This window comes from Enterococcus sp. DIV1337a (genome assembly GCF_051712285.1).
GTDB classification, from domain to species: domain Bacteria; phylum Bacillota; class Bacilli; order Lactobacillales; family Enterococcaceae; genus Enterococcus; species Enterococcus faecalis.
In genome coordinates this window covers 1,872,076-1,898,179 of record NZ_JBIOOP010000001.1, presented here as the reverse complement: position 1 = coordinate 1,898,179, position 26,104 = coordinate 1,872,076, and the positions used below count along the sequence as shown (strand labels likewise).

The window sequence follows — 26,104 nt, the reverse complement described above, 5'->3', positions numbered from 1 at the left end:
AATGAGCGTGGGGCGAAAGTTTAAAGTAACTTTTGTTCCACGCTTAAAAGATGATAAGTACCTGAATGAGTGTAGCTGTCTTCCTTGGAAAATAGGAAGTTTTACAAGTTACTTATTTTAAGAACCTATTAGCAGGATTTTCTGTTCAGATAGTTGTTTTTATGAAATGGTTTGGAGGAATAATAAACAAGATGAACCAGCGAACTATTTATTATGGTAGTATTGGCACAGCCTTATTTCTTTCTTCAGGAATGTTGATTGCTTCAGTGAATAGTTATGCAAACGAAGCGACAACGCCAGGAAAATACACCGTGACTTATGAAGTGGATGGCAAAATTGAAACAGCAACCATTACGGTCAAAGAAAATCAAACGGAACTTAAATTAAAAGACACGTTGTTAGAAGTTAATCAAGAATGGTCACCATTAGACAATGTCGTTTTTCTAAAAGATAAAGAGGGACGCCCGTTAAATTTAGAAAATGTAATTATAGAGAATAATGTAAATACTCAAAAAATAGGCCTTTATTTTGTAACCTTTCGTTACGGATCATACCTTTCCATTGCAAAGGTATATGTCACCCCCGCTAATTTTAATGTAGAGGGGACTACGCTTGCAGAGCGTCCTTATAGTCAAGCAATGATTGGCCCAGAAAGACCAATTATTGCCTCGAGACAAGACAAGGAGCAACACACCAAACAGGAGAAAAAGAAAAATAAAATTGAACAGGAACGAGCAAATAAAAAAGTGCTGTTAAATGATGAGTTGTTGAAAAAAATAGATACGATAGCCCCAGTGGAAGTTACTGGAGGAGCGGCAAGTGGGCCCTCTCAATTTGGCACCACTTTAAGCTTCCTGTCAGGCTCACTTTTGTATGGAACAAGGAGAGTTTAAATGGAATTCTTGTTATTAGATGATCGGGAAAATTTAAAATTAGCGATTATTAGAAAGTTAGAGCAACAATATTCATTTTCTGAACGAAAAGATCGTTTATGTAAGCAATTAGCTATTTCTCCTTATTTGCTGGAGCGGAACATAACAGAAATCAATGCAGATTTGCAACGCTTTGGTCTGATTAATGAGATGAAAATCAGTGAAAAAAATAATGAAATTTTGTTATCTCAAAGTCTTCGTATTTCTTCAAGTATTATTGAAGAATATTATTTAAAAGACTCGTTAGAATTTAATTTATTAAAAACGATTTTCTTTCATCAGTTTACCTCAATCAAAAAATATGGTGAAAAGCATGGGATGAGTCGAACGGTTGTATACAAAATTGTTGACCATATTCGGAAAGAATTAGGTCAATACGGTATTAAGTTATCCAAAAATTTACAACTTAGCGGCAATGAAATGGCAATTAGACAATATTTTACTATGCTCTATTACCGAATTTACAAAGATTCTGAAGAATTATATAATCAAACAGATCTTCGCGCAGTGAACCAATTATTGGCTCAATTGAAAGGCTCTTATGAAAATATCACTAATTTTCATTTATTTAAACATTATGTATTGGTGGCGTTAGAACGAACGCAGAGAAAAGCTAATTATTTTTTATCCCAAGAAGAAAATCCATTCGTTTTTGACGAAGGGAGTTCGATTTATCATGAAATTCAGTGTTGGATTAACGAAGTGATGAAGGCGACTCATGCAGAGAAAAATGCAGAAATTCAAGGGATTATCGGCAATTTATCGGTCTATCAAAGCGAACTTATTTCGGAACATTTGCTGATTTCTCACAATGAGGCAATTACGGCTACGAAAACATTATTCTTTTCTTATATGCCGTTTACAATTTCGGAAGAAGAATTTTATCAAGAAATTGTTCCGATTATTTATCAACATCGTTTTATTACGCCGTTTATCGATATCACCTTACGAATTATGGATTTAGAATTTTTTCAGGAACGCTACCCAATTGTTTTTGATAGCTGTCGTCAGTTTTTATTTGCGTTGGATTGCTCGGCGTTTGAGTTTAGTAAGCTTTCTTTATTTTTTGATTTGCTATTAGTATTATCCCGTCTTTATGACCAAAGGAATGAAAAAAGTACGATCAATCTTTATGTGAATTTTACGCAAGGAGAAAAATATACTCAGTTTATCAAAGAACAAATCAAAATATTCGATTCTTTCAGTATTCACTTTCATTCAGCGATTCGACCAGATACTGATTTAGTAGTTTCGGATTATTTACCAAAAACGTTATTTTCAGTAAAATGTTTAATTTGGCTAGCGCCCCCGCGAGCCAGTGACTGGCAAAATTTTGGCAACGAGATTGTCCGAATTAATAAAGAGCTACAACAAACAAAACAAAGAAAAAGCGAATAAAAACAGTTGCAACGTAGTTTAGTTGCGACTGTTTTTTGTTACTGAATGTCTATAGTAAACTTCCTCATTTTCACTGATGTAAAAATTTTAAATAAAAGCAAAATAGGATGGAAGAAAAAGAAAAAAATGCTAGAGAAACACCAATTCTCTAAAGTTTTTCTCAAATATAGTAGAATTCCTTTCTTTTCTTCTGTGAGAAAGATATAATAAAAAACGTATGAACAAAGGAAAAGGGATGACGAATGAATAGAAAAGAGAAAACAAATTTAGATAGTCGAATTGATTACGGCGTGATATTACCAGTTTTTCTTTTATCACTAATTGGTATGCTATCGCTGTATGTAGCGCTTTACAATGATCCAAGCAAACCTAAAATTGGTAGCTTGTTAATGAAACAAGGACTGTGGTATTTAGTCGGAGGATTAAGTATTGTCATTATTATGCATTTCAGCTCAAAATTACTCTGGCGTTTAACGCCCGTTTTTTATGCACTTGGATTAGTATTAATGGGATTACTACTGAAATTTTATGATCCCGTGTTAGCAGAACAAACAGGATCTAAAAACTGGATTCGCTTTGGTGGCACCACGTTTCAACCATCGGAATTAATGAAGATTGCGTTTATTTTGATGTTGGCCTATATAGTGACCATGCATAATGTCAAATATGTGGACCGAACACTCAAAAGTGACTTTTGGCTAATCGCTAAAATGCTATTAGTGGCGATTCCGGTAATTGTTTTAGTACTTTTACAAAAAGACTTTGGGACGATGTTAGTTTTCTTAGCCATTTTTGGGGGAGTTTTCTTAATGTCTGGCATTACTTGGAAAATTATTGTGCCCGCCTTTATTATAGCTGCTCTAGTCGGGGCAGGAACCATCTACCTAGTGACAACAGAAACAGGAAGAGACTTATTGTCTAAAATAGGTATTAAGGCTTATCAATTTGATCGCATTGATTTATGGCTAAATCCTTTCCATACAGATCCAGATCGCTCATTCCAACCAGCGCTAGCATTAACAGCAATTGGTTCTGGGGGTCTTTTCGGAAAAGGCTTTAACGTGAGTGATGTGTATGTCCCTGTTCGTGAGTCAGATATGATTTTTACAGTTGTTGGTGAAAACTTTGGCTTTATCGGTGGCTGTTTCATTATTTTGTTGTATTTTATTTTAATCTACCGCATGATTCGCGTTTGTTTTGATACAAATAATGAATTCTATGCCTACATTGCCACAGGAATTATCATGATGATTTTATTCCATGTTTTTGAAAACATTGGAGCGAATATTGGTTTACTACCATTAACTGGGATTCCATTACCGTTTATTAGTCAAGGTGGTTCTTCCATTTTAGGTAACATGATTGGGGTGGGCTTAATTATGTCCATGCGTTACCAACAAGAAACGGTTCGCACCAGAAGCGGTCGTTAAAGAAAGAAGAAAGAAGGGGTAGAAATGTACACACTTTATGAATATCCTAAATGTTCAACTTGTAAAAAAGCGAAAGCGTGGTTAGACCAACAAGGCGTTAAATACCAAGCCATTGATATTAAAGCAACACCGCCTAGTAGTGAACAATTAGCAAAATGGATGAAAGAAACCGGCTTGCCTGTTCGTCGTTTTTTTAACACAAGTGGGGTTTTATATAGAGAACAAGGCTTAAAAGATCTTGTTGACAGTTTTTCTATTGAAGAAGCAAGTCAGCGTTTAGCTGAGGATGGCATGTTGATTAAGCGACCAATTCTCTTAAAAGACAATACATTTCTAACGAATGGTTTTAAAGAAGCAGATTACGAAGGAGTGATTGGAAAATGAGTGAAATGAAACAAATCGATCAATTATGGATTTTACCAACAGAAGCAGGCTATAAAATTGGTTTAACTGCCGAAGCCCAAGAGGATTTAGGGAAGATTACTTTTGCAACATTTCCAAAAGTCGGACAAACATTAGCTAAAGGCGACTCTTTAATTGAATTAGAAGCAGAAAAAGCAGTCAGTGAATTCAGTAGTCCATTATCTGGTAAGGTAGTTGCGATTAATGAAGCGGCTGATCAAGAGCCAAGTGCGTTAGATGAAGAAAATGCCTGGATTGCTGTTTTAGCAGATGTTGAACCAACAGAATTTGAAAATCTTTAGTCTTACGTTGACAAGGCCAATGTTTATTGCTATAATTTTCTCAATCTAATCAAAAAGAAAGCTTTGAAAAGAAGAGTACATGTTAAGGACGTTTGAAGAGAGCCCTGTTTGCTGAGAATGGGTAACAGATTTAAGATGGAAGATGGTCTTTGAGCAGAGTAAGTGAGCGAAGCAGTGAACTTACTACGGGGCGCCCGTTACAGCCAACGGTATGCGAAGAATCAAGTACCGTATGAGGTTATTATTGAGAAATAATAGCGAACTAAGGTGGTATCACGAAATGACAAACTTTCGTCCTTTTTGCTGTAATAGCAAAAGGACGGAAGTTTTTTTGTTTTTATTAAGCAAATTCGTTTCATAAAAAGTGAGAAACCTTCAAAATAAGAAAGTAGAACAGAAAGAAGAGGAGAACAAAATGGCATTAATTGAATTACGTCATGTAAAAAAAGAGTTTTCCGGTAAAGCGGGTAAAGTCACGGCTTTAAAAGATATTGATTTAACGGTTGAATCAGGTGATATTTATGGCATTATTGGCTATTCAGGTGCAGGAAAAAGTACGTTGGTTCGCCTATTGAATGGACTTGAAACACCTACAGAAGGTGAAGTAGAAATTCAAGGACAAGATATTGCATTGTTGCCAAATAAAGAACTACGAAACTTCCGTAAAAAAATTGGGATGATTTTTCAACATTTTAATTTATTATGGTCACGGACGGTCCTAGAAAATATCATGCTACCGTTGGAAATTGCTGGCGTTCCAAAACAAAATCGGAAAAGCCGCGCAGAAGAGTTAATCAAGTTGGTTGGTTTAGAAGGACGGGAAAATGCCTACCCAAGTCAACTCTCTGGTGGACAGAAGCAACGAGTGGGGATTGCCCGTGCCTTAGCTAACAATCCTGATATTTTACTTTGTGATGAAGCAACGAGTGCTTTGGATCCGCAGACAACCGACGAAGTGCTAGAATTACTACTAAAAATCAACCAAGAATTAAATTTAACGGTTGTATTAATTACCCATGAAATGCACGTGATTCGTAAAATTTGTAATCGCGTAGCCGTGATGGAATATGGTGAAATTGTTGAAGAAGGTAAAGTAATCGATATTTTCAAAAAGCCCCAAACAGAAATTGCGAAACGCTTTATCCAACAAGAAGCGGATAAAAACATTGAAGAAACGGAACTGGTTGTCGAAGAAATGTTGGAACAATATCCAAACGGAAAAATTGTTCGCCTACTTTTCCACGGCGAACAAGCGAAATTACCAATTATCTCGCATATTGTCCAAGAATATCAAGTAGAAGTTAGTATTATTCAAGGGAACATTCAGCAAACAAAACAGGGCGCAGTGGGTTCTCTTTATATTCAATTATTAGGCGAAGAGCAAAATATTCTAGCAGCCATTGAAGGATTACGAAAACTTCGTGTAGAAACAGAGGTGATTGGAAATGAATAATCGTGGCTTAGCAAGTTTCTTTGATTTTTCGCAAATTGATATAAGTAAACTACAAGAAAAAACGATGGAAACACTCTATATGACAGGGATTTCAATCATAGTGGTCGCCATTTTAGGGTTGATTTTAGGACTACTACTTTTTGAAACGTCAGGCAGAAAAGGTATTTTGAGCCGATTACTGTATTGGCTAGTAGCCATTTTTGTAAATATTTTCCGTTCGATTCCGTTTATTATCTTAATCGTTCTGTTAATTCCTTTTACAAAAATTATTTTAGGGAGTATGTCTGGTGTCAAAGGCTCATTACCAGCATTGATTATTTCCGCAGCACCTTTTTATGCTCGCATGGTCGAAATTGCTTTTCGTGAAGTCGATAAAGGCGTGATTGAAGCAGCCAAAGCAATGGGGGCCAATCGTTTCCAAATTATTTGGAAAGTTCTATTACCAGAAAGTCTGCCAGCACTTGTTTCTGGCTTAACCGTTACAACCATTTCCTTAGTGGGCTACACTGCAATGGCAGCTGCTATTGGAGCGGGCGGTTTAGGAAGTTTGGCGTATCAAGATGGCTTCCAACGTGGTCAAAATACAGTTACTTTAGTAGCAACGATTTGTATCTTAATTATTGTCTTTGCGATTCAATGGCTTGGGGATACAGTCGCTAAAAAAATAGATAAACGATAAATGGAGGGAATAAGATGAAAAAACGTACATTATGGTCAGTAATTACTGTAGCAGTAGCTGTCTTACTTTTAGGGGCGTGCGGCAATAAAAAGAGTGATGACTCAGTCTTGAAAGTTGGGGCTTCACCAGTTCCACATGCAGAGATTTTAGAACATGTAAAACCTTTATTAGAAAAAGAAGGCGTAAAACTAGAAGTGACGACTTACACAGATTACGTGCTACCTAACAAGGCGTTGGAAAGTGGCGATATCGATGCCAACTATTTCCAACATGTGCCGTTCTTTAATGAAGCGGTGAAAGAAAATGATTATGACTTTGCGAATGCAGGTGCGATTCATTTAGAACCAGTTGGGCTTTACTCGAAAAAATACAAATCGTTACAAGAAATTCCTGATGGTTCAACGATTTACGTTAGCTCTTCCGTTTCAGATTGGCCACGTGTTTTAACTATCTTAGAAGATGCTGGTTTAATCACGCTGAAAGAAGGGGTAGACCGGACAACTGCCACTTTTGATGACATTGATAAAAACACTAAAAAGTTGAAATTCAATCATGAAAGTGATCCAGCAATCATGACCACTCTTTATGACAATGAAGAAGGGGCTGCGGTTTTAATTAACTCAAACTTTGCCGTGGATCAAGGATTAAATCCGAAAAAAGATGCGATTGCTTTAGAAAAAGAAAGTTCACCTTATGCCAACATTATTGCGGTTCGTAAAGAAGACGAAAACAATGAAAATGTAAAAAAATTAGTCAAAGTGTTACGTAGCAAAGAAGTCCAAGATTGGATTACGAAAAAATGGAACGGTGCCATTGTTCCAGTCAATGAATAAAGAGAAAAAGACAAAACGATAAAAACTTGAGGTCGGGACAGGAGTGTTAAGCTTCAAGAAATAAGAAGAAAGTTCTGAAAGAGGCTTTTTGTCTCTCACGAACGTCCAGCTTATTTCCGAAGAAGCTGTTCCTGTCCCGTTGTTTATTTAAAATTTTAGGGCTAGGCAGATAAATCATGTTGATTTACCTGCCTAGTCTAAGGTTTTTTCTTTTAAAAAAAGACCATTAATGGTAAAGTTACAAGGAATTTCTTAATTATCAGGAAAATTCAGGGACTATGCATAGGCATTTCCATTAGTTATTGTTATAATAATTAAGATAGATTTTTTGGAATGGAGGGAAAAAGATGTTACGTTTTTTTCCGCAAAAAAATAAATATGTAGAAGAAGCAAGTCAGTACGCCTTTGATAAAGAAGGCCAAATCCCGCAGCACATTGCCATTATTATGGACGGAAATGGCCGGTGGGCACAGAATCGAAGACTACCGAGAATTGCTGGACATAAAGAAGGCATGGATACGGTCAAAAAAATAACGAAGCATGCCAGTCATTTAGGCGTTAAAGTTTTAACGCTTTATGCATTTTCAACGGAAAATTGGAAGAGACCAACAGATGAAGTCAATTTCTTAATGCAATTGCCTGTTGATTTTTTTGATACATTCGTACCGGAATTAATTAAGGAAAATGTTAAAGTCAATGTAATGGGCTACCAAGAGTATCTACCAAGTCATACGCAAGATGCCGTTAAGCGAGCCATTGAGCAAACCAAGGATAACACGGGCATGGTTTTAAACTTTGCTTTAAACTATGGGGCGCGTGCGGAGCTACTAACTGCCATGAAACAGATTGCTGCAGAGGTTTCAGAAAAAACATATACGGCAGATGAGATTACAGAAGAAACGATCGCAGATCACTTAATGACTGGCTTTTTACCCACGGAACTTCGTGATCCAGAATTGTTGATTCGAACAAGTGGTGAAGAGCGAATTAGTAATTTCTTGTTATGGCAAATTGCTTATAGCGAGTTGTTTTTTACAAAAGCATTATGGCCTGATTTTTCAGGGGATACTTTAGAAACTGCGATTGCTTCTTTCCAAAATCGTAATCGCCGTTTTGGGGGTCTAAAAGAAATTACAGAAACAGAAGGGAGCGATCCGCAGTGAGACAACGTGTCATCACAGCTATCGTCGCATTAGTCATCTTTATTCCAATTATCTGGTATGGTGGTTTTGCAATTGAGATTGCCGCTGTTGCTTTGGCAGTAGTCGGCGTGTACGAGTTATTCCGTATGAAGGGACTAACATTATTAAGTTTTGAAGGTGTTTTATCAGCATTAGGGGCCGTTTTTTTAGTTATCCCAACAATTAAGTGGTTAAACTTTTTACCAGAAATGCAAACAAATTTCATTTTATTTTATGTCACTGTGATGTTGTTGTTAGGAGCTTCGGTGATTTCTAAAAATACATATACGATTGAAGAAGCTGGCTTCCCAGTTATTGTCAGTTTATATGTAGGGATGGGGTTCCAGAACTTTATTAGTGCCCGTTCCGCAGGTTTTGAAGTCTTGTTATTTGCTTTATTTATTGTCTGGGCAACGGATATTGGTGCATATCTAGTGGGGCGCCGATTTGGTCGTCATAAATTGATGCCCGATGTCTCACCCAACAAGACAATCGAAGGCGCACTCGGTGGTATTTTATCAGCCGTCATTATAGCAGCGTTGTTTTTAGTTTTCACAGCTAATAAAGGGCTATTTCCTTATCCAATGCCGGTGATGCTCGTATTGACGGTTCTATTTTCTATAGTGGGGCAATTTGGTGATTTGGTTGAATCTTCTATCAAACGTCATTATGGCGTGAAAGACTCCGGTAACATCTTGCCAGGTCATGGCGGTATTTTAGATCGTTTTGATAGTTTATTATTTGTTTTCCCAATTATGCACTTATGCGGATTATTTTAAATTGATCAAAAGAATTTAAAAAATAAGATAAGTAAAAAACCAGAAGAGCGGATCTTCTGGTTTTTTATTTACTTGGTTAGTTTAGGTAACTCGTGATTTATTTTATTATTAAGAACAATTATGTAAGGATGGATAAAATTTCTAAAAATTAAATAGGAGATTGTATATTAAATATCTGAATATTTAGAAGGGCATTATATTGTTAAAAATTAAATTATATCAAGCGAATAACGCCGAAATGTTTATTTTAATAAAGCCATTGACGTTTAGCATAGATAAATTTATACTTAAAAGAAGAAAAGCAAAATAACGTATTTTATATACTTGTTTAATCGTGGCGAGAGTTATTTATGAATTTAAGTAAGGAGAAGATGATATAGAGAAATGTGAACGCGTTCTTCGTACAAAGTTATAGAGTAGGATTATATTTTTGATAATTTAATGTAAAGGATTAATTTAATGGAAAAATTTTTTGAGAAAAGTATACATCAAGTAGTAAAAGCTTGGTTTTTCTTTTTAGGTAAACTGCCTAAAAAGAAGTTATTTATTTTTGAAAGTTTTCATGGAAAACAGTACAGTGATAATCCACGTGCAATTTTTGAGTACATAAGAGATAACTGTCCTGAATATCAATGTATTTGGGCAGTCAAAAAAGGATATGAGATGCCTTTTGTAGAAGAAAATGTTCCTTTCATTAAACGATTAAGTTGGAAATGGCTATGGTTGATGCCAAGAGCGCAATATTGGGTTTTTAACACACGGATGCCAGAGTGGATGTATAAGAATCAAGCAACACTCTATATACAGACGTGGCATGGGACTCCTTTAAAAAAATTGGGCTTAGATATTGAAACAGTAAAAATGCCAGAGCATGAAACAGAGAGCTATAAACTAGAAGTTATTCAAGAAGCAAAGCGTTGGGATTACCTCATCTCACCTAATGCATACAGTACAAGAGTGTTTCGACAGGCCTTTCATTATGAAGGGGAAATATTAGAAATAGGTTATCCGAGAAATGATTTGCTAGTTTGTGAAAATAAGGACAAAATAGCTTTTTCTGTTCGCGATCAGTTAGGTCTTGCAGCGAACAAAAAAATCATTCTTTATGCGCCAACTTGGCGCGATGATGAGTCAATCCGAAAAGGGGCCTATCGTTTTTCCAATCATTTACCAGTTGAAAAACTTTTAGAAATTGATTCTTCTATTGTCATACTTACACGATTACATTATTTAATTGCAGAAAGTTTTAATGTAAGTACATTTGGTTCACGTGTAATCGATGTTTCTTCTTATCCAGATATCAATCAACTTTATTTAATCGCTGACTTATTAATTACAGATTATTCATCGGTTATGTTTGATTTTGCATTAACAAAAAAACCGATGCTATTTTTTATGTATGATAAGGAGAAGTATCAAAATAGTACCAGGGGCTTCTATTTTGATCCAACAGCAATTTTGCCTGGAAACATTGTGACAGATGCGGATAGCTTAGTAATGTCTGTAAAAAACGTATTATTTTCTAAAGTGGAACAGGAACAACGATTATATGTGCAGTTTTTTCGTGAATTTTGCCTTGAAAATCAGGATGCTACTAGACAGCTGATTTCAGAAATTTTAAAGAGATAAAAAGCCGGAGGGTGTAGGTTGGAAAAACAAAAAGAATATGAAGAGTATCAATATATGTTAGATGATGAAACGTGGAAAAAGGAGTTAAGTCAATTTAAGCTGTTTTCATCAGAAAAAATATCAAAAAATCCTAAAGTCTCAATCATTATTGCTAATTACAATAATGCACCATATCTTAAAAAGATGATGGATTCTCTTGTTCAACAAACCATTGGGATTGAGCAATTGCAAGTGATGTTTATTGATGATTGTTCTACAGACCATTCGTTAAAAGTAATCGAGCCGTATCTTGAAAGATATCCAAATATTGAAATTTATCAGCTACTTGAAAACACTGGAGGCGCTCACGGACCAAGAAATGTAGGAATTATCAATGCACGTGGTGAGTATAGTGTCTTCTTAGATGCAGATGATTGGTATGATTTAAATGCATTGAAATATTTATCAGATCTACTAGATGACTCTCACGATGATTTTGCTGTTTCTGGTTTAATACAGAGTACGGATGGCCACTTAATGTTGAAAAGTAAGCCCTATTATGTGGACGGATCTTTTAAAAATCGGTCTATCCAAGAATTGCCAGCTGAATTTTATGGTTGGTTAGGACCGCAAGCTATCATGTTAAGAACTTCACTGATACACAATAATAATTTACACTTTGTTAATCAACGGGTGGCTGATGATGTGCTGTTCTTTTATGAAGCTATGCGATTTTCAAAAACCATTACACAAGGGGAAAGGTTAACGACTTATTTAAATCGAGATGCAGATAATGAAGGTTTGAGCAAATCAATTAATCGGACATTTATGCTTTCTTGGTTGCGTGCGTTAAGTTATATCAATCAACAGTTTCCAGATGATTTGTCTAAAGAGCGGATGTTAGCCCGCCGTTTAGAATGGCTAATCTATGATTTTTGTATTCGAAGGGATACGGGGTATCCGTTTGGTAAAAAACGATTACAGGACTTTAAAGTACAGATGGATCTGTATTTAGGCAAATTAAATTTTGATCCTAGCCCGTATTTTAGAAGTGATGTGCGCCAAATTATTTGGACATTTTTACAAGCTAACGATATTGATGGTTTGTATTGGTTTATTCAATGTCAGTCCATTCGTTGGGTGTTAGTCAATCGCTTTGGGTATGTTTCAAAAACAGAGAAAAGTTATTATTATCCGAGATTAATGAAACGATTCCCAGCAGTCCGTATGAATGCTTATGCAGAAGCAACACATCGTGAAGGTAATACGCTCTTTTTAAATGTACATACACACCAAAAGATTACAGGATTTGAAATAAAAGAGCTGAAAAATCCTTTTGAAACAAGACAAAGACTGGCGTTTAAAAAAATTAGTGAAACGAGTTATCAGATAGAGTTACCAGAAAAATTTTCAAATAAAGAAAGTAGATTTACGATAGTTTTTGATAATTATTTAGAAATTGGGGTTAAAGATTTTAGTAAATTTTTTGCTTAAATTTTGTCCGTTCAAATCAGGATATTTTGAGTATACAACTATAAATGATAAGTGAGGGAAATTTGTTTTATGGAAAATGTGAAAGTGTCAGTCATTGTACCCGTCTATAACGTAGAAACCTATTTAGAAGAGGCATTAATGAGTTTGAAAAATCAAACATTAAAAGAAATTGAATTCTTAATTATTAATGATGGCTCTACTGATAATAGTCAAAAAATTATTGAAGAAATTGCACAAGACGATCCACGTTTTCGCGTTTTCAATGTTAAAAACGGAGGGATTGGAAAAGCCTTTAACTTAGGTGTTTCCGAAGCAAAAGGTGAGTATATTGCTGAATTTGAAAGTGACGATTATGTTGCGTTGCATGCCTACGAGCGTTTATACAATACGGCTAAAAGTCATCATGCAGATGTTGTCCGTTGTAACTGGGTTGAATTTTCTTCTGAAGAAGAGGTTGAGCGAGATATATTATGGCAATATCCCGATAAATACAATCAATTGATTGACTTAAAAACGACGGATTTAATTGTACAAGTTTATCCATGGAATGCCATTTATAAAAAAAGTATGATTGAGAAAGAAAACGTAACTTGGGATGAGGAGATTAAAAGTTATGGGGACACTGGTCTATTTTGGAAAATCAATTCAGCATCTCAGAATGTTATTTTTATTAAAGATTGTTTGTATTTTTATAGACAAGATAACCCAAATTCGACAGTAAATAATGTGGCAACAAAGGTTCCTTTCTTGTTTCAACAATTTAAACTAATTCGTTCAAATTTAATTGAACAAAATAAATTTGAACGCTACAAAGGTTATTTTTATAAACAAATGTTCGAAAAATACTTTTGGGCGATTGAAAAACTAACACATTTACGTGACGAGTCGGTTTATGAAGTGATTCAAGAGGTGGCTGCAGACTTTAAACAAGCTATAGAAATAGACCAGCTGAATGATATCGATTTTGAATACATTAAACAATTTTATCAAATTGCGAATGATCCAGTAGCTTATTATGAGGACTACTTGAAAAATCTGTATAAAGTTAGTGTTGTCATGCCGATTCACAATGCGTCCAAATATTTAAGACAAACATTAGAAACTGTTTGTGGGCAGTCTTTACGTGAGATTGAAATCATTTTGGTAGAGAATGGCTCTACGGATAATACTATGGATATCATTAACGAATTTGCCGTAAAAGATCCGAGAATTATGGGGATTTCTATTGGTAAAAGTAATCCTGGACACGCAAGAAATGTGGGCATTTCGATGGCACGAGGACGGTATTTGCAATTTCTGGATGCAGATGATCATTTTGAAGCGAATTTATTACAAGACGCTTATTATCGTGCATATGATAGTGCAACAGATATTCTGTTATTTGGCATGAAAGAAAAGTTACCGAATGGAGAAGTGCACGTTGTTCACAATCCATTATTAACTAATGGCGGACGTATGTCAGGTGAAGAAATTTCATTGGATGAAGTAACTCCTTATCTATATGACAAATTATTTTTATTAGAATACATCAAAGAAAATAACTTGGTAAACTTAGAACAATTTGTTGGTGAAGACGCTTATTTTACTTATACAGCATTATTAGGTACCGAAAAAATTGTTGCGCTAAACAAATATTTGTTGACTCGAATTGTTAGACAAGATGGTTTGATGTCTACGTATGGAATGAATTATCGTGATGAGTTCAATTTACATGACAAAATGTTGGAGTACTTAAAACACCATGCGCCAAATCGGATTGAAGCATATCGTTTAAAAATTATTAATACATTAAACTGGTTTATTTTTGACATGAATCGTGTTGATCAAGCATTTAAAGAACGTTTCTATCAAGAATTAAAAGAGAAATACATCCAACAATTAGGGCTAGACTTAGTGAAAAAAGAAAAATATTCTAATGATCCAGAACAAGTAGAGCGTATCACACGAATCCAAAATATTTTACAATACAATCTAGAAATATATCAAAGTATTTATAAAGATTTTGGAATGAAAAAAACCTTCATTATCCCGAATGTTCATATTCAAGAGCGTGGAGGTAAAGTAATTTTTGGACAAGAGAAAGCCCAAGGGAATGGAACTGCAATTGAAATGTTTTCAATTATTATTGCAGATAACGATACAAGCAATGCTAGCGGAGTGATTGATTTCGTTTATATGGGTGACAATACAAAAATAATTCATGATAGCTTATTAGTATCTTTATTAATAAAAAAAGAAGGTACTACTTTAAAATCGATTGTTTTACAAGCCGAGTGGGAAAGAGGCTATACCTTACTACAAGAAAATATGTATTATACTTTCGTAGACAATGTTTTTACAATTTGGGCGGGCTATACTCAAAAATATGCAGCATTTGATTACAGTGTTCGAATTTTGACCTCTCGAGAAGGGGAAACACATTTTAGTGTCGTTCGACAAAACCAAGGCTATATCCAAGATACAATGACAAGCATCAGTAACGAATTAACACCTATTAATAAAATTGAAGGAAATGAACCCACAACAATTAAAAAAGCCGTATCAAAAAGCCTTAAAAAAGCAAAAGGGTTATTGAAATAACATGTAAAAAAGATTCTTAATCGTGGACGAATAATTAAGTCAACTTGAGATTAAGTAACAGAGAAAGTAGGAGCGGAAAAATGAAAAAAGCAGCAATTATGGGCTGGTGGTATAACCAAAATTACGGATCAATTCTAACGTACTATGCTCTAAACAAATATGTACAGAATAAAGGGTACGAGACAGTTATGATTGATGGACCACTAGGTTATAAAAATAGAAGTAACTTTCGAGCATGGATGCCTTTAGCGTATAATTTTTTTAAGAAAAATAATATGCCTTATACCGAGCAACTAACAAAAGAAACGTTACCGACACTGAATGATTTAGAAAATCTAGATACTTTTATTTTAGGTTCTGATCAAATGTGGAACCCATGGAATGGTTGGGTAGACGACGATGATTTCTTAGATTTTGTTTATCCTCGTAATAAAACAATTGCTTATTCTGTTTCATTAGGAAAAGCAGATACAAGTAAATATGATCTCAAATGGGTTGCAAACCGCAAAAAAGATATTACACAGTTTAATCATGTTTCTATGAGAGAAGATTTTTCTGTACAAATTATGAAGGACATTTTTCAAGAAGAAGTTATTCAGGCTTTGGATCCAACCTATCTTGTTGAAAAAAGTGAATATGATTCTTTAGCTGATCAAGCTACGTATAAACGACAAGAATCAGGAGATTATATGGCTGTCTTTTTCTTGGATATTAACAAGGAAAAAGTTCGTGTAGCACTAGCGATTGCAGAAAAATTGGGACTGAAATTAGTGGTCTTGCCTAATCCTTTAAAAGGACGTGAACTAGCGAAAAAAACGTTTCCTAATACAGTAGAATATGTTTCTGAAGATACACCAGAAAATTTCTTAGCTGTTTATCGAGAAGCAAAATATATTATTACTGATTCGTTTCATGGCACTGTTTTTGCGACTATTTTCCAAAAACCTTTTTCAATTTTTTATAATGAACAACGTGGAATTGATCGCTTTAACAGCCTGATGAACCTGTTTGAGCTTGGCGAAACTAGACGTGTCTATGAGCAAAATACAAAACAAGAAATTGAAGAAAATAAAAACATTAGTTTAGCACTTGATTATCAAAAGACCGCTGGAAAGATTGCCAGAGAAAAAGAGATTTCAGATAAGTGGTTAACCGATGCGCTGACAAGTAAATTTAGTCCAGCTGAAGACGAAGTATATGATGAATTTAGACGATATATTATCAATAAACCTTTGGATTTTTATCGAGCTAAAACAACTACTCCGATTTCCGCAGCAATTGTTTTATCGCCAAATGGTACGATAAAAAATTCCAACCCTAATGAAAGCTTTTGGAAGCTAACAGATAAAGAATTAATTTTTATGAATAATCATCGTGAAGTTACCACAAGATTTAATCGTGAAAAGTTTAAGGGAAAGGAAACGTTCAGTCCTTTTAGAATCGTCGGTAAATATGTGAAAGATGAAAAAATCGAACATGTTATGTATTTGCATCCGATACAAAAACCTAAGCCTAAACCGAAACAAGACACAGAAAAGAAAGCATTAGCAATTCCCGAGAATCTTTTAACAAGAAAACAATTAATTATGAAAATTGTGCAAAATGAGAGAATTCGTTCGTGGAAACAAGATCTTTTAGAAGAATTACCAAGTTTAGAGTTATTTGTAGGTCGTGAATTAAAAGAATATGCTTCGAATTTTGTTGGTGGTCCAGCAGACCTTTTAATTTTTCCAAAAACGATAGAAGAAGTTGCTTTAATTGTAAAATATGCTAAAAATAATCAGATTCCTTTAACTGTTATCGGTAAAGGTTCAAATATTTTAGTTCGTGATGGTGGTATCCGCGGGATTACTTTAAATATGACTGCGTTGAATTATCGTAAAATTACAGGGAATGTTTTAACAGTTTCGGCAGGTGCTAGTTTAATTGAAACATCTTATTATCTACTAGAACACTTGAAATGCGGTTTAGAGTGGGCAGACAATATTCCGGGAACCATTGGTGGCGCAGTTTATATGAATGCTGGAACAGTTAAGGATATTAATAGTATGTTTCTTGAAGCTACGATTGTAGATGAAAATGGGGAAATTAAAGTTTTAAATAAAGAAGATGTTCAATTTAGTCATCGCTATAGTTCATTTATGGATCATCCTGAGTGGATTATTCTAGAAACCAAATTACAGATTGCAGAAGGTAATTTAGAAAACATGGTAAATGATATGGTAGGAACTGTCGAAATTAGAGAAAGGATGCATCCACTGACACATCCAAATCATGGGTCAACTTTTACTTGGGGACGGGCGCCTCGATTAATTCAACAAGCTGGTTTAGTTGGTACTAGAATTGGTGGAGTAAAAGTATCTGAAAAACATCCAGGTTTCTTTATCAATGTTGAGCAAGCCTCTGCTCAAGACTATGAAGCATTAATTTATTTAATTATTGCAAAAGTTTATGAATTTTCTGGATTTTTATTAAAACCAGAAGTGAGAATTTTAGGGGCAAATATGTGGGAAGCAAGTTTAACTTTTAAATAAACAGAGGAGTGTATGACATGAAGAAGATAATCACGATAATTGTGTCTTTAGCAATTGGTATTGGTTGTGGTTTTTGGTCAGGATATTACATTAGTAAAAAATATTCAGAAAAGCAAGAGACAACTATTTCGAAAAGTACTAACTCAGAACAACCTTTGATTGCAAATGGAGAGTATCAAGTAACAGCTAATTGGGATTGGAAAACATTAGTTGTTAAAGATAATGTGTGGACATTGGATGGCAAACGTATTTATGATGTTTCCACTACAAATGATAATATTGTGATTTTAAAGGGAAAAAATTTGAAATCACTTGTAGTTTATAAAATAGAAAAAGATAACGAAAAAATTAACTTATATTCTTACACAAAAGAAGGCGTTGGGAAAAAGGTACTGGCTACTCTAGTGAAAAAATAAATAATGCATTTGGTGTTTGAAATAAATTGAAAGTTACTTTGTTAGGAGAAGTTAGTAAATGAAATACAATACGAAAAATTATGACTATTTAATTGTTGGTTCGGGACCTTTTGGGGCAACGTTTGCTTGTGAAGCAGCTAAACGAGGAAAAAAAGTATTAGTTATTGAGAAACGTGCTCATATTGGTGGTAATATGTATACACATAAAGAAAATGGTATTAATGTCCATGACTATGGTGCCCATATTTTTCATACTGACAATAAAGAAGTATGGTCTTATGTCAATCAATTGACGGAATTCAATGGCTACATCAATCAAGTAGTTGCTAATTACAAAGGGGAGCTCTACAACCTACCATTCAATATGAATACGTTCTACCAAATGTGGGGGGTAAAAACACCAGCTGAAGCACAAGCAAAAATTTCAGAACAGCGGGAGGCAGCTGGAATTAAAGGAGCTCCAAAAAATTTAGAAGAACAAGCGATTCGTTTGATAGGAACAGACATCTATGAAAAATTAATTAAAGGCTATACAGAAAAACAGTGGGGACGTAAGGCTACGGAATTACCAAGTTTTATTATTCGCCGTTTGCCAACTCGTTTTACTTTTGATAATAATTACTTTAACCATCGTTATCAAGGCGTACCTGTCGACGGTTATACAGCTATGTTTGATAAATTGTTAGAGAGTGAATTAATTGATATTCAATTGAATAAAGACTTTTTAGCAGAGAAAGAAACTTACTTATCAGAGTTTCCAAAAATTGTTTATACAGGGATGATTGATGCATTTTTTGATTATTCTGATGGCGAATTAGAATATCGTTCAGTACGTTTTGAAAATGAAACAGTAGATTCAAACAATGCACAAGGCAATGCCGTAATTAATTATACAGATGCGGAAACCCCCTATACACGGATAATGGAATGGCGACATTTTGATCAAAAGGCCGATGAAAACAAAACGATTTTGACGAAAGAATACCCACAAGATTGGGATCGTTCAAAAGAAGCGTATTATCCTGTTAATGATGAGAAAAATTCACTTTTGTTTAGAAAATATAAAGAAAAAGCAAACGCTCAAGAAAAAGTTATTTTTGGTGGACGTTTAGCAAATTATCAATACTATGATATGGATCAAGTTTTCGGAGCAGCTTTGAAAGCAGTCGCTAAAGAATTTAGTGAAATGGCCAACTAGTGAACGGTTAGACTCGGAGGATCAAATGGAAAAGGAACTGAAAGTCAGAACAAAATTACTTACCAAAGAATATAGTTTAGCACAAACACGTATTGACAAATTAAAGACACTTTTTAGTGTTTTTCAAAACAAAGTTCCCACATTTTGGGCGTTAAAAGGTGTTAGTATTGATGTATATGCTGGCGAAACGATTGGTATTATTGGTTTAAATGGTTCAGGCAAATCCACTTTATCAAATATTATTTCAGGTATTACGCCTCAAACATCAGGAGAACTTGAAATAAATGGTGAAGTTTCAATTATTTCGATTGGTGCAGGACTAAACAATAATTTGACAGGTCGAGAAAACATTCGAATGAAATGTTTAATGTTGGGGGAAAAAAATAAAGAAATTGATGCCAAAATCGATGATATTATTGAATTCTCAGAATTGGGTGTTTTTATCGACCAGCCTGTTAAAACTTATTCTAGCGGTATGCGTGCTAAGCTTGGTTTTTCAATTGCGGTCCATCAAAATCCAGATATTTTAGTGATTGATGAAGCGTTATCTGTAGGTGATCAAACCTTCTATAATAAAGGTTTAAAAAAAATGCTTACATTTAAAGAGCAAGGGAAAACCATCTTTTTTGTCTCTCATTCTATTCAACAAGTAGAGCAAATTTGTGATCGTGTAGCTTGGATGCATTATGGTGACCTACGTGCGTTTGGTGAAACTAAGCATATTTTAAAGGAATATCGTGCTTTCTTGCACCGTTATAACAATTTCACTGAACCACAAAAAGAATCATATCAGAGAGATGGCAAGGCCAAACAGAGGAATTTTTCTTTGGAACAACTTCAAGAAACAATTCTTGAAAAAGCCAATCAACAAGTAGGCAGTCGCCGGACGACTAAAGAAGTTATTAAATTTACTACTAAAAATAAAATTGGGGATAAAATGACTCTTGGAACAAAGACTTTGTTAATTCTGCTACTTTGTATGATTTTTTATGTAAGTCTTACCTTTGTAAAAGGTATTTCATTAACAACAGCCTTCGTTCATCCAGCAGAAACAATTCAACGTATATTTGTTCCTGAGAAAGTAGCAAGCAAGGATCCAAGCGCTGTGAAAACGACTAAAACTAAACCAACTTCAACAAAAGAATCTAGCCAGCAGCAAGAAGCACAGTCTAGCTCAACGAACGTACCAGAAAATAATACTAGCGAACAGACTGTGTCAACGTATACTGTGGAAGTTGGAGATTCAGTCAGTTTGATTGCTGAAAATCACGGACTCACTATAGAACAAATTCAAACGTTGAATCCAGAAATCACAGAGGTACCTATTTATCCTGGACAAGTGTTGAAATTGAAAGAGGTGACTGAATAATGCGCGAGGTAAAATTAATTTTAGCTGAACAGTTTTCATACTTAGGCGTTGCACAACGAATTGCTAAGTACAGTAATAAAGCATTATACCAAAGCCACATCTTAGGAAATTTATGGCAAATTTTAAGTCCTTTAATTCAATTAGGTGTCTATTATTTTGCTTTTGGGATTGCTCTTGGCGGTGCTCGAACCGTAAAAGGAGGAGTATCCTATATTGCTTGGTTGATGGTAGGATTAAGTACATGGATTTTTTTAAGTACAGTAACGAAACAAGCTTCTAGTTCTGTTTATATGCAAGTGGGCATGGTCTCTAGAATGAAGTTTCCAATAAGTATATTGCCAATGGTTAAAATCTTTTCTGAGTTACCAAGTTATTTTGCATTCACTACGTTAGCAGCAATTGTATCAATCTCGACAGGCGAAAAGATTTCTATTTATTGGATTCAACTACCTTACTATATTGTAGCGATGATTATCTTTTTATATAGTTTTAGTCTGATTAATTCAACGATTGCTGCGTTAATTAGGGATTATCAAATTTTCTTGAATTCTATTATCCAAGTATTAATGTATATGTCAGGGGTCTTTTGGGATTTGAGTACAAAGAATTTACCATCTTGGTTATCAAAAATTCTTATGTTGAATCCTTACGCATATATTATTAATGGATTTCGAGATACTTTCTTCTATAAAAGATGGTTTTTTGAAGATAAGCCACAGTTTATTGTTTTTTGGCTAACAACATTAGTTATATTCATCGTAGGGGCTCATTTACATGTTAAGTTCAGAAGTAAATTCGTTGATTATATGTAACATATGAAGAAGCAAAAACACCGTATACTAACAAGAATACGGTGTTTTTGCTCTTTAATTGACAATAGCCTTCTCTTTGAAGAGAAGGCTATCTAACGAATCAATATTATTATTTTAAAGTTGGATCAGACTATTTCTAGTATTCAAGTATTTTTCATTTAAGCGATGTATTCCCTACCTCTAATACATCCTTGTATCTCTCTAGACACGCCAGTTTTGAATAAAATCATCAAAACAATTGAATGGTTCGTTTAAAAATATTTTTCGTGTTCTAATTATTATAACATAAAACTAGTCAACTGACCACTAGTTGACTAGTTCGTAGGTTTTCCAGATAAATAGACAGCCGTTTTCCGCCGACTGTCTAAGATTAAGATAGATTTGTAAAGAAGTGAATAAATGCTTCCTACCATCTCTTTATAACATGAGGAAAAGAAAACTGCAAAAGATAGCTGTATTTAAAAAAAAAAGATCAGCTGGTTTCCGCCAGCTGATCATCCGTTGAAAAGAGATATAAAGAAGTGAATAAAGCTTGCTTTACCTCTATTTTATACCATGTTTTGATTTAAATAACTATTCAGCATTAGTTATACTTAAATAATAAATATGTATACGAATTTATTATTTTGAGGTATAGTCATAGAGAAAAGAGGGAACATCTATGAAAAAATTTTGTTTAAGTTATAGCTCTGGTAAAGATTGTTTATTGGCGATGGATCGATTGGTACAAGCAGGAAATCAGCCAGTTGCGTTAGTGACAACATTAAGTGATGAAATTAATCGTTCTTGGTTTCACGGTGTACCAATCTCCGTCTTAGAAGCAGCAGCCGAAGCGTTAGATTTACCACTTGTTATAACACATAACAATGAAACAAATTACACAGAAAAAGTGGTTGAGGCACTGCATGAAGCCAAAATATTGGGTGCAGAAACGGTTTGTTTTGGTGATATAGATATTGAACAAAATGGTGCTTGGGATCGTCAAGTGGCATTAAGCGCTGGACTTGAACCACATCTACCTCTTTGGCAGGAAAATCGCGAAGCACTTGTGAAAGAATTCTTGGCAAAAGGGTACACAGCGATTATCAAAACGGTCAGCAAAGAGGCAGGCATTCCAATAAAATTTTTAGGAGAACCGTTAGATGACACATTTATCACGTACCTTAAAGAGCATCAACTAGATATTTGCGGAGAAAACGGGGAGTACCATACGTTGGTAATTGATGGTCCACTATTTAAAAAGAGGCTCAGTTATCACACTTCAGGAATTTATGAAAGTCCTTATGCTTATTCTTTGATTATTGATGCTTAAATGAAAGTAAAAGGGCACAACCAGCCACTTTTTCTAGGGATATGCTATAATTAGCTTAAGAAAAGTAGAGAAAGTGAGTGGTTAATTATGGAAGAAACTGTCTTTTTTAATTTAGGGAATGCCCTTGCTTCAAAAAGAGATCAAAAAGAATTAATTAAAGAAGCCCAAATTGCGAAAGATACTCGAAAGATTCCAGGAAAACTAATTATCGTTGAAGATGAAGAAAATGGTACCCATATTTTATTTGAATTAGCTGATCAAACAGAACCATCTGATGAAACAAAAGAATTCAAAGTGAAAAAAGTGATTGATTAATAAAATAAGCAACGAATTTTTCTAAATTCGTTGCTTTTATATATTTTTTACACAAATGATACAAAAAGCATATCAAAATCAAATAAATGATTAGTATACTTGAAGAAACAAATAGGAAGCAAAGCCAACGTTTTGAGGTGTTCTTTCATGGAAAATCGAGGAATTTTATTTGATAAAGATGGTACGTGTATTCGTTTTGACACTCTTTGGCAAGCAGGTTTGAAGGCTTGTTTTGAAACACTAAGTATGTTAGCTCCTCATCATTCAGCAGAAATAAAAAAAATATTAGCTATTCAGGAGCAACGTTTTTTGCAAAAACATTTACTTGATGAAGTCCTTTATCAGGAACTGTTTCAGGAATTGGCGCAGTTTGAGGAATTAGTCGAACAGGGAGTCAGCAGTCGATGGCTGGAGCAATTTTTTTATGATTATTTACGAAAAAATCTGAAAAAGATTGAACCAATTGGCGATTTAAAACAGTTATTTCTTGAGCTGAAACGGAAGAACTATAAAATTGGATTAGCAACTTCAGATACTCTGCCAGCGACTATGTTGATTATAGAATCTCTTGGTTTAACAGAAATGTTTGATTTTATTGCGACAGGAGATCGTTATTTACCGAAACCAGATGCGGACATGCTCCAAGCCTTTTGTCAGTCATGTCAATTGAAGCCGACAGAAGTAATTATGGTGGGTGATTCGCTCGTGGATGTTTTCATGGGAACTTGTCATGGCAAAGCAGGAATTGGTGTTTTAACAGGCAACTGTCAGTCAATTGATTTTGAAAAGTTTGAAGTAGCTTATTTTCGTGATATCCATGAAATACCCTATCAAGAATTATGGGAAAATACCAAGAATAAAAAAGTCCTGAAAAGATGATGAGTCTTTTCAGGACTTTTTTATTAATCTAATTGAAGCAATTGCTGTTTCTTTTGTTGAAATTCTTCTATTAGAATTCCTTAATCAACTAACAGTTTTAAATTTCTTAATTCAGTCATTACGTCTTCAATAGCGCTAGATGATTTTTTTGTGAATCAGATAGCTTTGGTTCAATCAGTTGGTCTTTATCACTCTTTATAGGAGTGAACATTTCTTCGAAAAATCTAAAAACTTCGACCGCCACCACCAAATGTGCCGCCGCCAGTTGAGTGGGTGGTGCTACCGCCACCGCCCATGCCGCCACTGCCGCCATTATTTTTAGGAATACGACGAGTAGTGATGAAAGAGTTGGTTAACTGGTCTGTGCGGGAGGTTAAGTTTAACGTTGTTTTTTCCCTAAAGGGATATTGATAACTTGAAAATTTTAATTGGTATTTAGAAATATTGATGCCTAAGAAGACCAAACTGAGTATCAGTGCAGCAACAAAAGCAATTACCATTTCCAGCGGGGTAATGACTTTATAACGGGTGATTTTACCTGTTTCGCTGTCCACACGATAGTGACCCCCAGGAACCCCTTTGTCAACAAACGCTTGAGTTTCCTGAACAAAGGTTTGAGCAGCTGCGAAATAATTTCCTTGTCTCATCCCATCCATTACTTTATCTAAGGTATCATCAATTCGTGCATCCGTCATATAATCAATCATGTTTCCAGAAGTAGAGATGTAGACTTTCCGTAAGTCCATATCAATGAGAAAAAGAATCGCATTTTGGTCCTTGCCAACTTTATTTAAAAGATAATGATCTGCATATTCTTGTTCATCGCCATAGGTATTGTTATTTGTGGTCACAATAAAGACAGAGGCTTTTGTTTTTTCTTCTAAAGGTTGTATTTCTTGTTTTAGTTGGTTAGTTTGATCAGGTGTCAGTAATTGTGCGCCGTCATCAATTGAATTTTCAGCCGCCGAAACGGGCAGGGCAAGTCCAAAGGCCAGAAGTATTAGGAAAAAAATAGGTAAAAGTCGTTTTTTCATAGGAAATACCCTCCTAATAAAAAGAGTGCTAAGAGGCCAGCGAAAATGCCTAACGTCGCTAGCCCTAAACGAGTGTAACTAATTGGAAGCACACCGCTTACTTTGCCTGTTTGTCCATTCATGGCGTAATAATAAACTTTTTTTGATTGTTCCTGACTACGATAGGTAACTAACCAAATTGGCAAAAGCATATAATGGTTAGTTTCTTGGTTTAGAGAAATATCCGTGCGAACATTTGTTAACGTAGTATAACCAGAAGCAGAGTCCCGTAACAATGATTCCGAATAATCTTGTAATTCTTGTTGGACGTGTTTTTTGATTGCTTCATATTCAATATCGCGTTTTTCTGCTTGGAAACCTGCTAGGTATTGGCTTTTGAACGGCACTGCTTGATCAATTAAAAATGGTTGAACGCCTTCCACCATTTTTTGTTGGACGTTTTTTGACAAGGCATTTTTAACTAATTCTTTAAAAGATAATTTTCCTGAACGCCCTACATTGAAACGTTTTGTTTCGGTGTATTCAATATCACCTACGCGCCAAATGCGAATACTTGTGCCAGTAGCTTGGAGTTGTCCGTCGACTTCTGCATCAACGACCCAATAGGGGAAATAAACTCCAGTTAATTTATCGATTTGATTTTTGCTGAAAAAATCTCGAGGAATGAACCATTTTTTCTTGGTCCAAGCGAGAAATTTTTCAATCGCTTCGTCTTTTTCAATTGTAAAAGGTAAGACGTTTTCTGGTAAAAATTCGCCACTTAATCGACCAGCCAAGACAACTGGATTATGGCAATAATAACAGTAAGTGGCTGCCGTTGTCGCATCGGTGACAATTTGAGCGCCACAGCTTGGACAATTAAAAATTTCCATTGTGCCTGCATCTGTAGTTGTTTCCTTCTCAGTGGTCTCTGTTTGTTGCGTAGTAGAGGATTCTTCTTCCGCCGTGAAAGTCAAATTTTCCTCGGCAGTCGTTGTTGAGGGTTTCTCTAAATGCGCCTCATGTTGCTGTTGCTCATAACGAGTCACTTCTTCTTCCGTGTAAATATTTAAACAATATTCACAATGAAATTTTTGGTCTTTGGGATTAAATAAGAGCGGGCCGCCACAGTTGGGGCATTTATGGGTAAATGTTGTTTCCATTGCAACCGTCCTTTCTAATAGA

At 34.9% G+C, this 26,104-nt stretch carries 23 protein-coding genes, 1 pseudogene and 1 other annotated feature; of the genes and pseudogenes, 21 read left to right on the top strand and 3 right to left on the bottom strand.

Annotation, left to right across the window (positions count from 1 at the left end):
* Positions 1-191: 191 nt before the first annotated feature.
* The 21 genes from IGL49_RS08990 to IGL49_RS08890 all read left to right on the top strand — a co-directional run bounded on the left by IGL49_RS08990 (position 192) and on the right by IGL49_RS08890 (position 23,906).
* A complete protein-coding gene (locus IGL49_RS08990) occupies positions 192-893 on the top strand; it encodes a bacterial Ig-like domain-containing protein (protein WP_104855089.1) in 702 nt (233 codons plus the stop codon).
* Positions 894-2,330 carry a helix-turn-helix domain-containing protein gene (locus IGL49_RS08985; protein ID WP_104855090.1) on the top strand — a complete coding sequence of 479 codons (1,437 nt, stop codon included), beginning with the start codon at positions 894-896 and terminating at the stop codon, positions 2,328-2,330.
* Between the two features lie 242 nt (positions 2,331-2,572).
* Complete coding sequence (locus tag IGL49_RS08980; protein WP_002367107.1) at positions 2,573-3,760, top strand: FtsW/RodA/SpoVE family cell cycle protein; 1,188 nt, start codon at positions 2,573-2,575, stop codon at positions 3,758-3,760.
* 24 nt (positions 3,761-3,784) lie between these two features.
* Positions 3,785-4,144: an arsenate reductase family protein gene (locus IGL49_RS08975; RefSeq protein WP_104855091.1), complete on the top strand. Its 360-nt coding sequence runs from the start codon at positions 3,785-3,787 to the stop codon at positions 4,142-4,144.
* Between the two features lie 5 nt (positions 4,145-4,149).
* Complete coding sequence (locus tag IGL49_RS08970) at positions 4,150-4,464, top strand: glycine cleavage system protein H (protein ID WP_011109554.1); 315 nt, start codon at positions 4,150-4,152, stop codon at positions 4,462-4,464.
* A gap of 54 nt (positions 4,465-4,518) precedes the next feature.
* Positions 4,519-4,766 (top strand) — a binding site (T-box leader).
* Positions 4,767-4,879: 113 nt separating this feature from the next.
* Positions 4,880-5,917, top strand: a complete 1,038-nt coding sequence (locus tag IGL49_RS08965) for a methionine ABC transporter ATP-binding protein (RefSeq protein ID WP_002364465.1) — start codon at positions 4,880-4,882, stop codon at positions 5,915-5,917.
* A complete protein-coding gene (locus IGL49_RS08960) occupies positions 5,910-6,596 on the top strand; it encodes a methionine ABC transporter permease (RefSeq protein ID WP_104855093.1) in 687 nt (228 codons plus the stop codon). The genes IGL49_RS08965 and IGL49_RS08960 overlap by 8 nt, the downstream gene beginning before the upstream one ends.
* A 14-nt stretch (positions 6,597-6,610) precedes the next feature.
* Positions 6,611-7,429, top strand: coding sequence for a MetQ/NlpA family ABC transporter substrate-binding protein (locus IGL49_RS08955; protein ID WP_104855094.1), 819 nt, complete (start codon positions 6,611-6,613; stop codon positions 7,427-7,429).
* Between the two features lie 347 nt (positions 7,430-7,776).
* Positions 7,777-8,592 (top strand): isoprenyl transferase, encoded by an 816-nt coding sequence (locus IGL49_RS08950; protein ID WP_104855095.1) that lies wholly within the window; start codon positions 7,777-7,779, stop codon positions 8,590-8,592.
* The gene (locus tag IGL49_RS08945; RefSeq protein WP_104855096.1) at positions 8,589-9,389 is read left to right on the top strand and encodes a phosphatidate cytidylyltransferase; all 801 of its coding nucleotides are present in this window, start codon (positions 8,589-8,591) and stop codon (positions 9,387-9,389) included. Before IGL49_RS08950 ends, IGL49_RS08945 begins: the two co-directional genes overlap by 4 nt.
* 459 nt (positions 9,390-9,848) lie before the next feature.
* Positions 9,849-11,018, top strand: coding sequence for a CDP-glycerol glycerophosphotransferase family protein (locus tag IGL49_RS08940; RefSeq protein ID WP_104855097.1), 1,170 nt, complete (start codon positions 9,849-9,851; stop codon positions 11,016-11,018).
* 54 nt (positions 11,019-11,072) lie between these two features.
* Positions 11,073-12,491: a glycosyltransferase family A protein gene (locus tag IGL49_RS08935; RefSeq protein WP_104855107.1), complete on the top strand. Its 1,419-nt coding sequence runs from the start codon at positions 11,073-11,075 to the stop codon at positions 12,489-12,491.
* Between the two features lie 69 nt (positions 12,492-12,560).
* Complete coding sequence (locus IGL49_RS08930) at positions 12,561-15,071, top strand: glycosyltransferase family 2 protein (RefSeq protein WP_104855098.1); 2,511 nt, start codon at positions 12,561-12,563, stop codon at positions 15,069-15,071.
* Positions 15,072-15,151: 80 nt separating this feature from the next.
* A complete protein-coding gene (murB, locus tag IGL49_RS08925; RefSeq protein ID WP_104855099.1) occupies positions 15,152-17,605 on the top strand; it encodes a UDP-N-acetylmuramate dehydrogenase in 2,454 nt (817 codons plus the stop codon).
* A gap of 17 nt (positions 17,606-17,622) precedes the next feature.
* Positions 17,623-18,021 (top strand): lipoprotein CpsH, encoded by a 399-nt coding sequence (gene cpsH, locus IGL49_RS08920; RefSeq protein ID WP_104855100.1) that lies wholly within the window; start codon positions 17,623-17,625, stop codon positions 18,019-18,021.
* Positions 18,022-18,079: 58 nt separating this feature from the next.
* Entirely contained in the window at positions 18,080-19,219 is a 1,140-nt protein-coding gene (gene glf / locus IGL49_RS08915; protein ID WP_104855101.1) for a UDP-galactopyranose mutase, read from the top strand.
* Positions 19,203-20,588 carry an ATP-binding cassette domain-containing protein gene (locus tag IGL49_RS08910; RefSeq protein WP_174108283.1) on the top strand — a complete coding sequence of 462 codons (1,386 nt, stop codon included), beginning with the start codon at positions 19,203-19,205 and terminating at the stop codon, positions 20,586-20,588. The genes glf and IGL49_RS08910 overlap by 17 nt, the downstream gene beginning before the upstream one ends.
* Entirely contained in the window at positions 20,588-21,400 is an 813-nt protein-coding gene (locus IGL49_RS08905; protein ID WP_104855103.1) for an ABC transporter permease, read from the top strand. The genes IGL49_RS08910 and IGL49_RS08905 overlap by 1 nt, the downstream gene beginning before the upstream one ends.
* A gap of 661 nt (positions 21,401-22,061) precedes the next feature.
* Positions 22,062-22,712, top strand: coding sequence for a hypothetical protein (locus IGL49_RS08900; RefSeq protein ID WP_104855104.1), 651 nt, complete (start codon positions 22,062-22,064; stop codon positions 22,710-22,712).
* An 87-nt stretch (positions 22,713-22,799) separates the two neighbouring features.
* Positions 22,800-23,027, top strand: coding sequence for a hypothetical protein (locus tag IGL49_RS08895; RefSeq protein WP_104855105.1), 228 nt, complete (start codon positions 22,800-22,802; stop codon positions 23,025-23,027).
* A gap of 147 nt (positions 23,028-23,174) precedes the next feature.
* Positions 23,175-23,906: an HAD family hydrolase gene (locus tag IGL49_RS08890; RefSeq protein ID WP_104870351.1), complete on the top strand. Its 732-nt coding sequence runs from the start codon at positions 23,175-23,177 to the stop codon at positions 23,904-23,906.
* An 80-nt stretch (positions 23,907-23,986) separates the two neighbouring features.
* Here the strand turns inward: IGL49_RS08890 and IGL49_RS08885 are convergent.
* The 3 genes and pseudogenes from IGL49_RS08885 to IGL49_RS08875 all read right to left on the bottom strand — a co-directional run bounded on the left by IGL49_RS08885 (position 23,987) and on the right by IGL49_RS08875 (position 26,082).
* Positions 23,987-24,153: pseudogene (locus IGL49_RS08885) on the bottom strand (SHOCT domain-containing protein).
* Positions 24,131-24,940, bottom strand: coding sequence for a TPM domain-containing protein (locus tag IGL49_RS08880; RefSeq protein WP_104854947.1), 810 nt, complete (start codon positions 24,938-24,940; stop codon positions 24,131-24,133). Before IGL49_RS08880 ends, IGL49_RS08885 begins: the two are co-directional and overlap by 23 nt.
* On the bottom strand, positions 24,937-26,082 hold the full coding sequence (locus IGL49_RS08875; RefSeq protein WP_104858211.1) for an ATP-binding protein: 1,146 nt from the start codon (positions 26,080-26,082) through the stop codon (positions 24,937-24,939). Before IGL49_RS08875 ends, IGL49_RS08880 begins: the two co-directional genes overlap by 4 nt.
* Positions 26,083-26,104: the final 22 nt, after the last annotated feature.

Excerpts from the sequence above, each read along its gene's own strand:
- IGL49_RS08990 (WP_104855089.1), top strand. The coding sequence starts at position 192 with ATGAACCAGCGAACTATTTATTATGGTAGTATTGGCACAGCCTTATTT.
- IGL49_RS08985 (WP_104855090.1), top strand. The coding sequence starts at position 894 with ATGGAATTCTTGTTATTAGATGATCGGGAAAATTTAAAATTAGCGATT.
- IGL49_RS08980 (WP_002367107.1), top strand. The coding sequence starts at position 2,573 with ATGAATAGAAAAGAGAAAACAAATTTAGATAGTCGAATTGATTACGGC.
- IGL49_RS08975 (WP_104855091.1), top strand. The coding sequence starts at position 3,785 with ATGTACACACTTTATGAATATCCTAAATGTTCAACTTGTAAAAAAGCG.
- IGL49_RS08970 (WP_011109554.1), top strand. The coding sequence starts at position 4,150 with ATGAAACAAATCGATCAATTATGGATTTTACCAACAGAAGCAGGCTAT.
- IGL49_RS08965 (WP_002364465.1), top strand. The coding sequence starts at position 4,880 with ATGGCATTAATTGAATTACGTCATGTAAAAAAAGAGTTTTCCGGTAAA.
- IGL49_RS08960 (WP_104855093.1), top strand. The coding sequence starts at position 5,910 with ATGAATAATCGTGGCTTAGCAAGTTTCTTTGATTTTTCGCAAATTGAT.
- IGL49_RS08955 (WP_104855094.1), top strand. The coding sequence starts at position 6,611 with ATGAAAAAACGTACATTATGGTCAGTAATTACTGTAGCAGTAGCTGTC.
- IGL49_RS08950 (WP_104855095.1), top strand. The coding sequence starts at position 7,777 with ATGTTACGTTTTTTTCCGCAAAAAAATAAATATGTAGAAGAAGCAAGT.
- IGL49_RS08940 (WP_104855097.1), top strand. The coding sequence starts at position 9,849 with ATGGAAAAATTTTTTGAGAAAAGTATACATCAAGTAGTAAAAGCTTGG.
- IGL49_RS08935 (WP_104855107.1), top strand. The coding sequence starts at position 11,073 with ATGTTAGATGATGAAACGTGGAAAAAGGAGTTAAGTCAATTTAAGCTG.
- IGL49_RS08930 (WP_104855098.1), top strand. The coding sequence starts at position 12,561 with ATGGAAAATGTGAAAGTGTCAGTCATTGTACCCGTCTATAACGTAGAA.
- murB (WP_104855099.1), top strand. The coding sequence starts at position 15,152 with ATGAAAAAAGCAGCAATTATGGGCTGGTGGTATAACCAAAATTACGGA.
- cpsH (WP_104855100.1), top strand. The coding sequence starts at position 17,623 with ATGAAGAAGATAATCACGATAATTGTGTCTTTAGCAATTGGTATTGGT.
- glf (WP_104855101.1), top strand. The coding sequence starts at position 18,080 with ATGAAATACAATACGAAAAATTATGACTATTTAATTGTTGGTTCGGGA.
- IGL49_RS08905 (WP_104855103.1), top strand. The coding sequence starts at position 20,588 with ATGCGCGAGGTAAAATTAATTTTAGCTGAACAGTTTTCATACTTAGGC.
- IGL49_RS08900 (WP_104855104.1), top strand. The coding sequence starts at position 22,062 with ATGAAAAAATTTTGTTTAAGTTATAGCTCTGGTAAAGATTGTTTATTG.
- IGL49_RS08895 (WP_104855105.1), top strand. The coding sequence starts at position 22,800 with ATGGAAGAAACTGTCTTTTTTAATTTAGGGAATGCCCTTGCTTCAAAA.
- IGL49_RS08890 (WP_104870351.1), top strand. The coding sequence starts at position 23,175 with ATGGAAAATCGAGGAATTTTATTTGATAAAGATGGTACGTGTATTCGT.
- IGL49_RS08880 (WP_104854947.1), bottom strand. The coding sequence starts at position 24,940 with ATGAAAAAACGACTTTTACCTATTTTTTTCCTAATACTTCTGGCCTTT.
- IGL49_RS08875 (WP_104858211.1), bottom strand. The coding sequence starts at position 26,082 with ATGGAAACAACATTTACCCATAAATGCCCCAACTGTGGCGGCCCGCTC.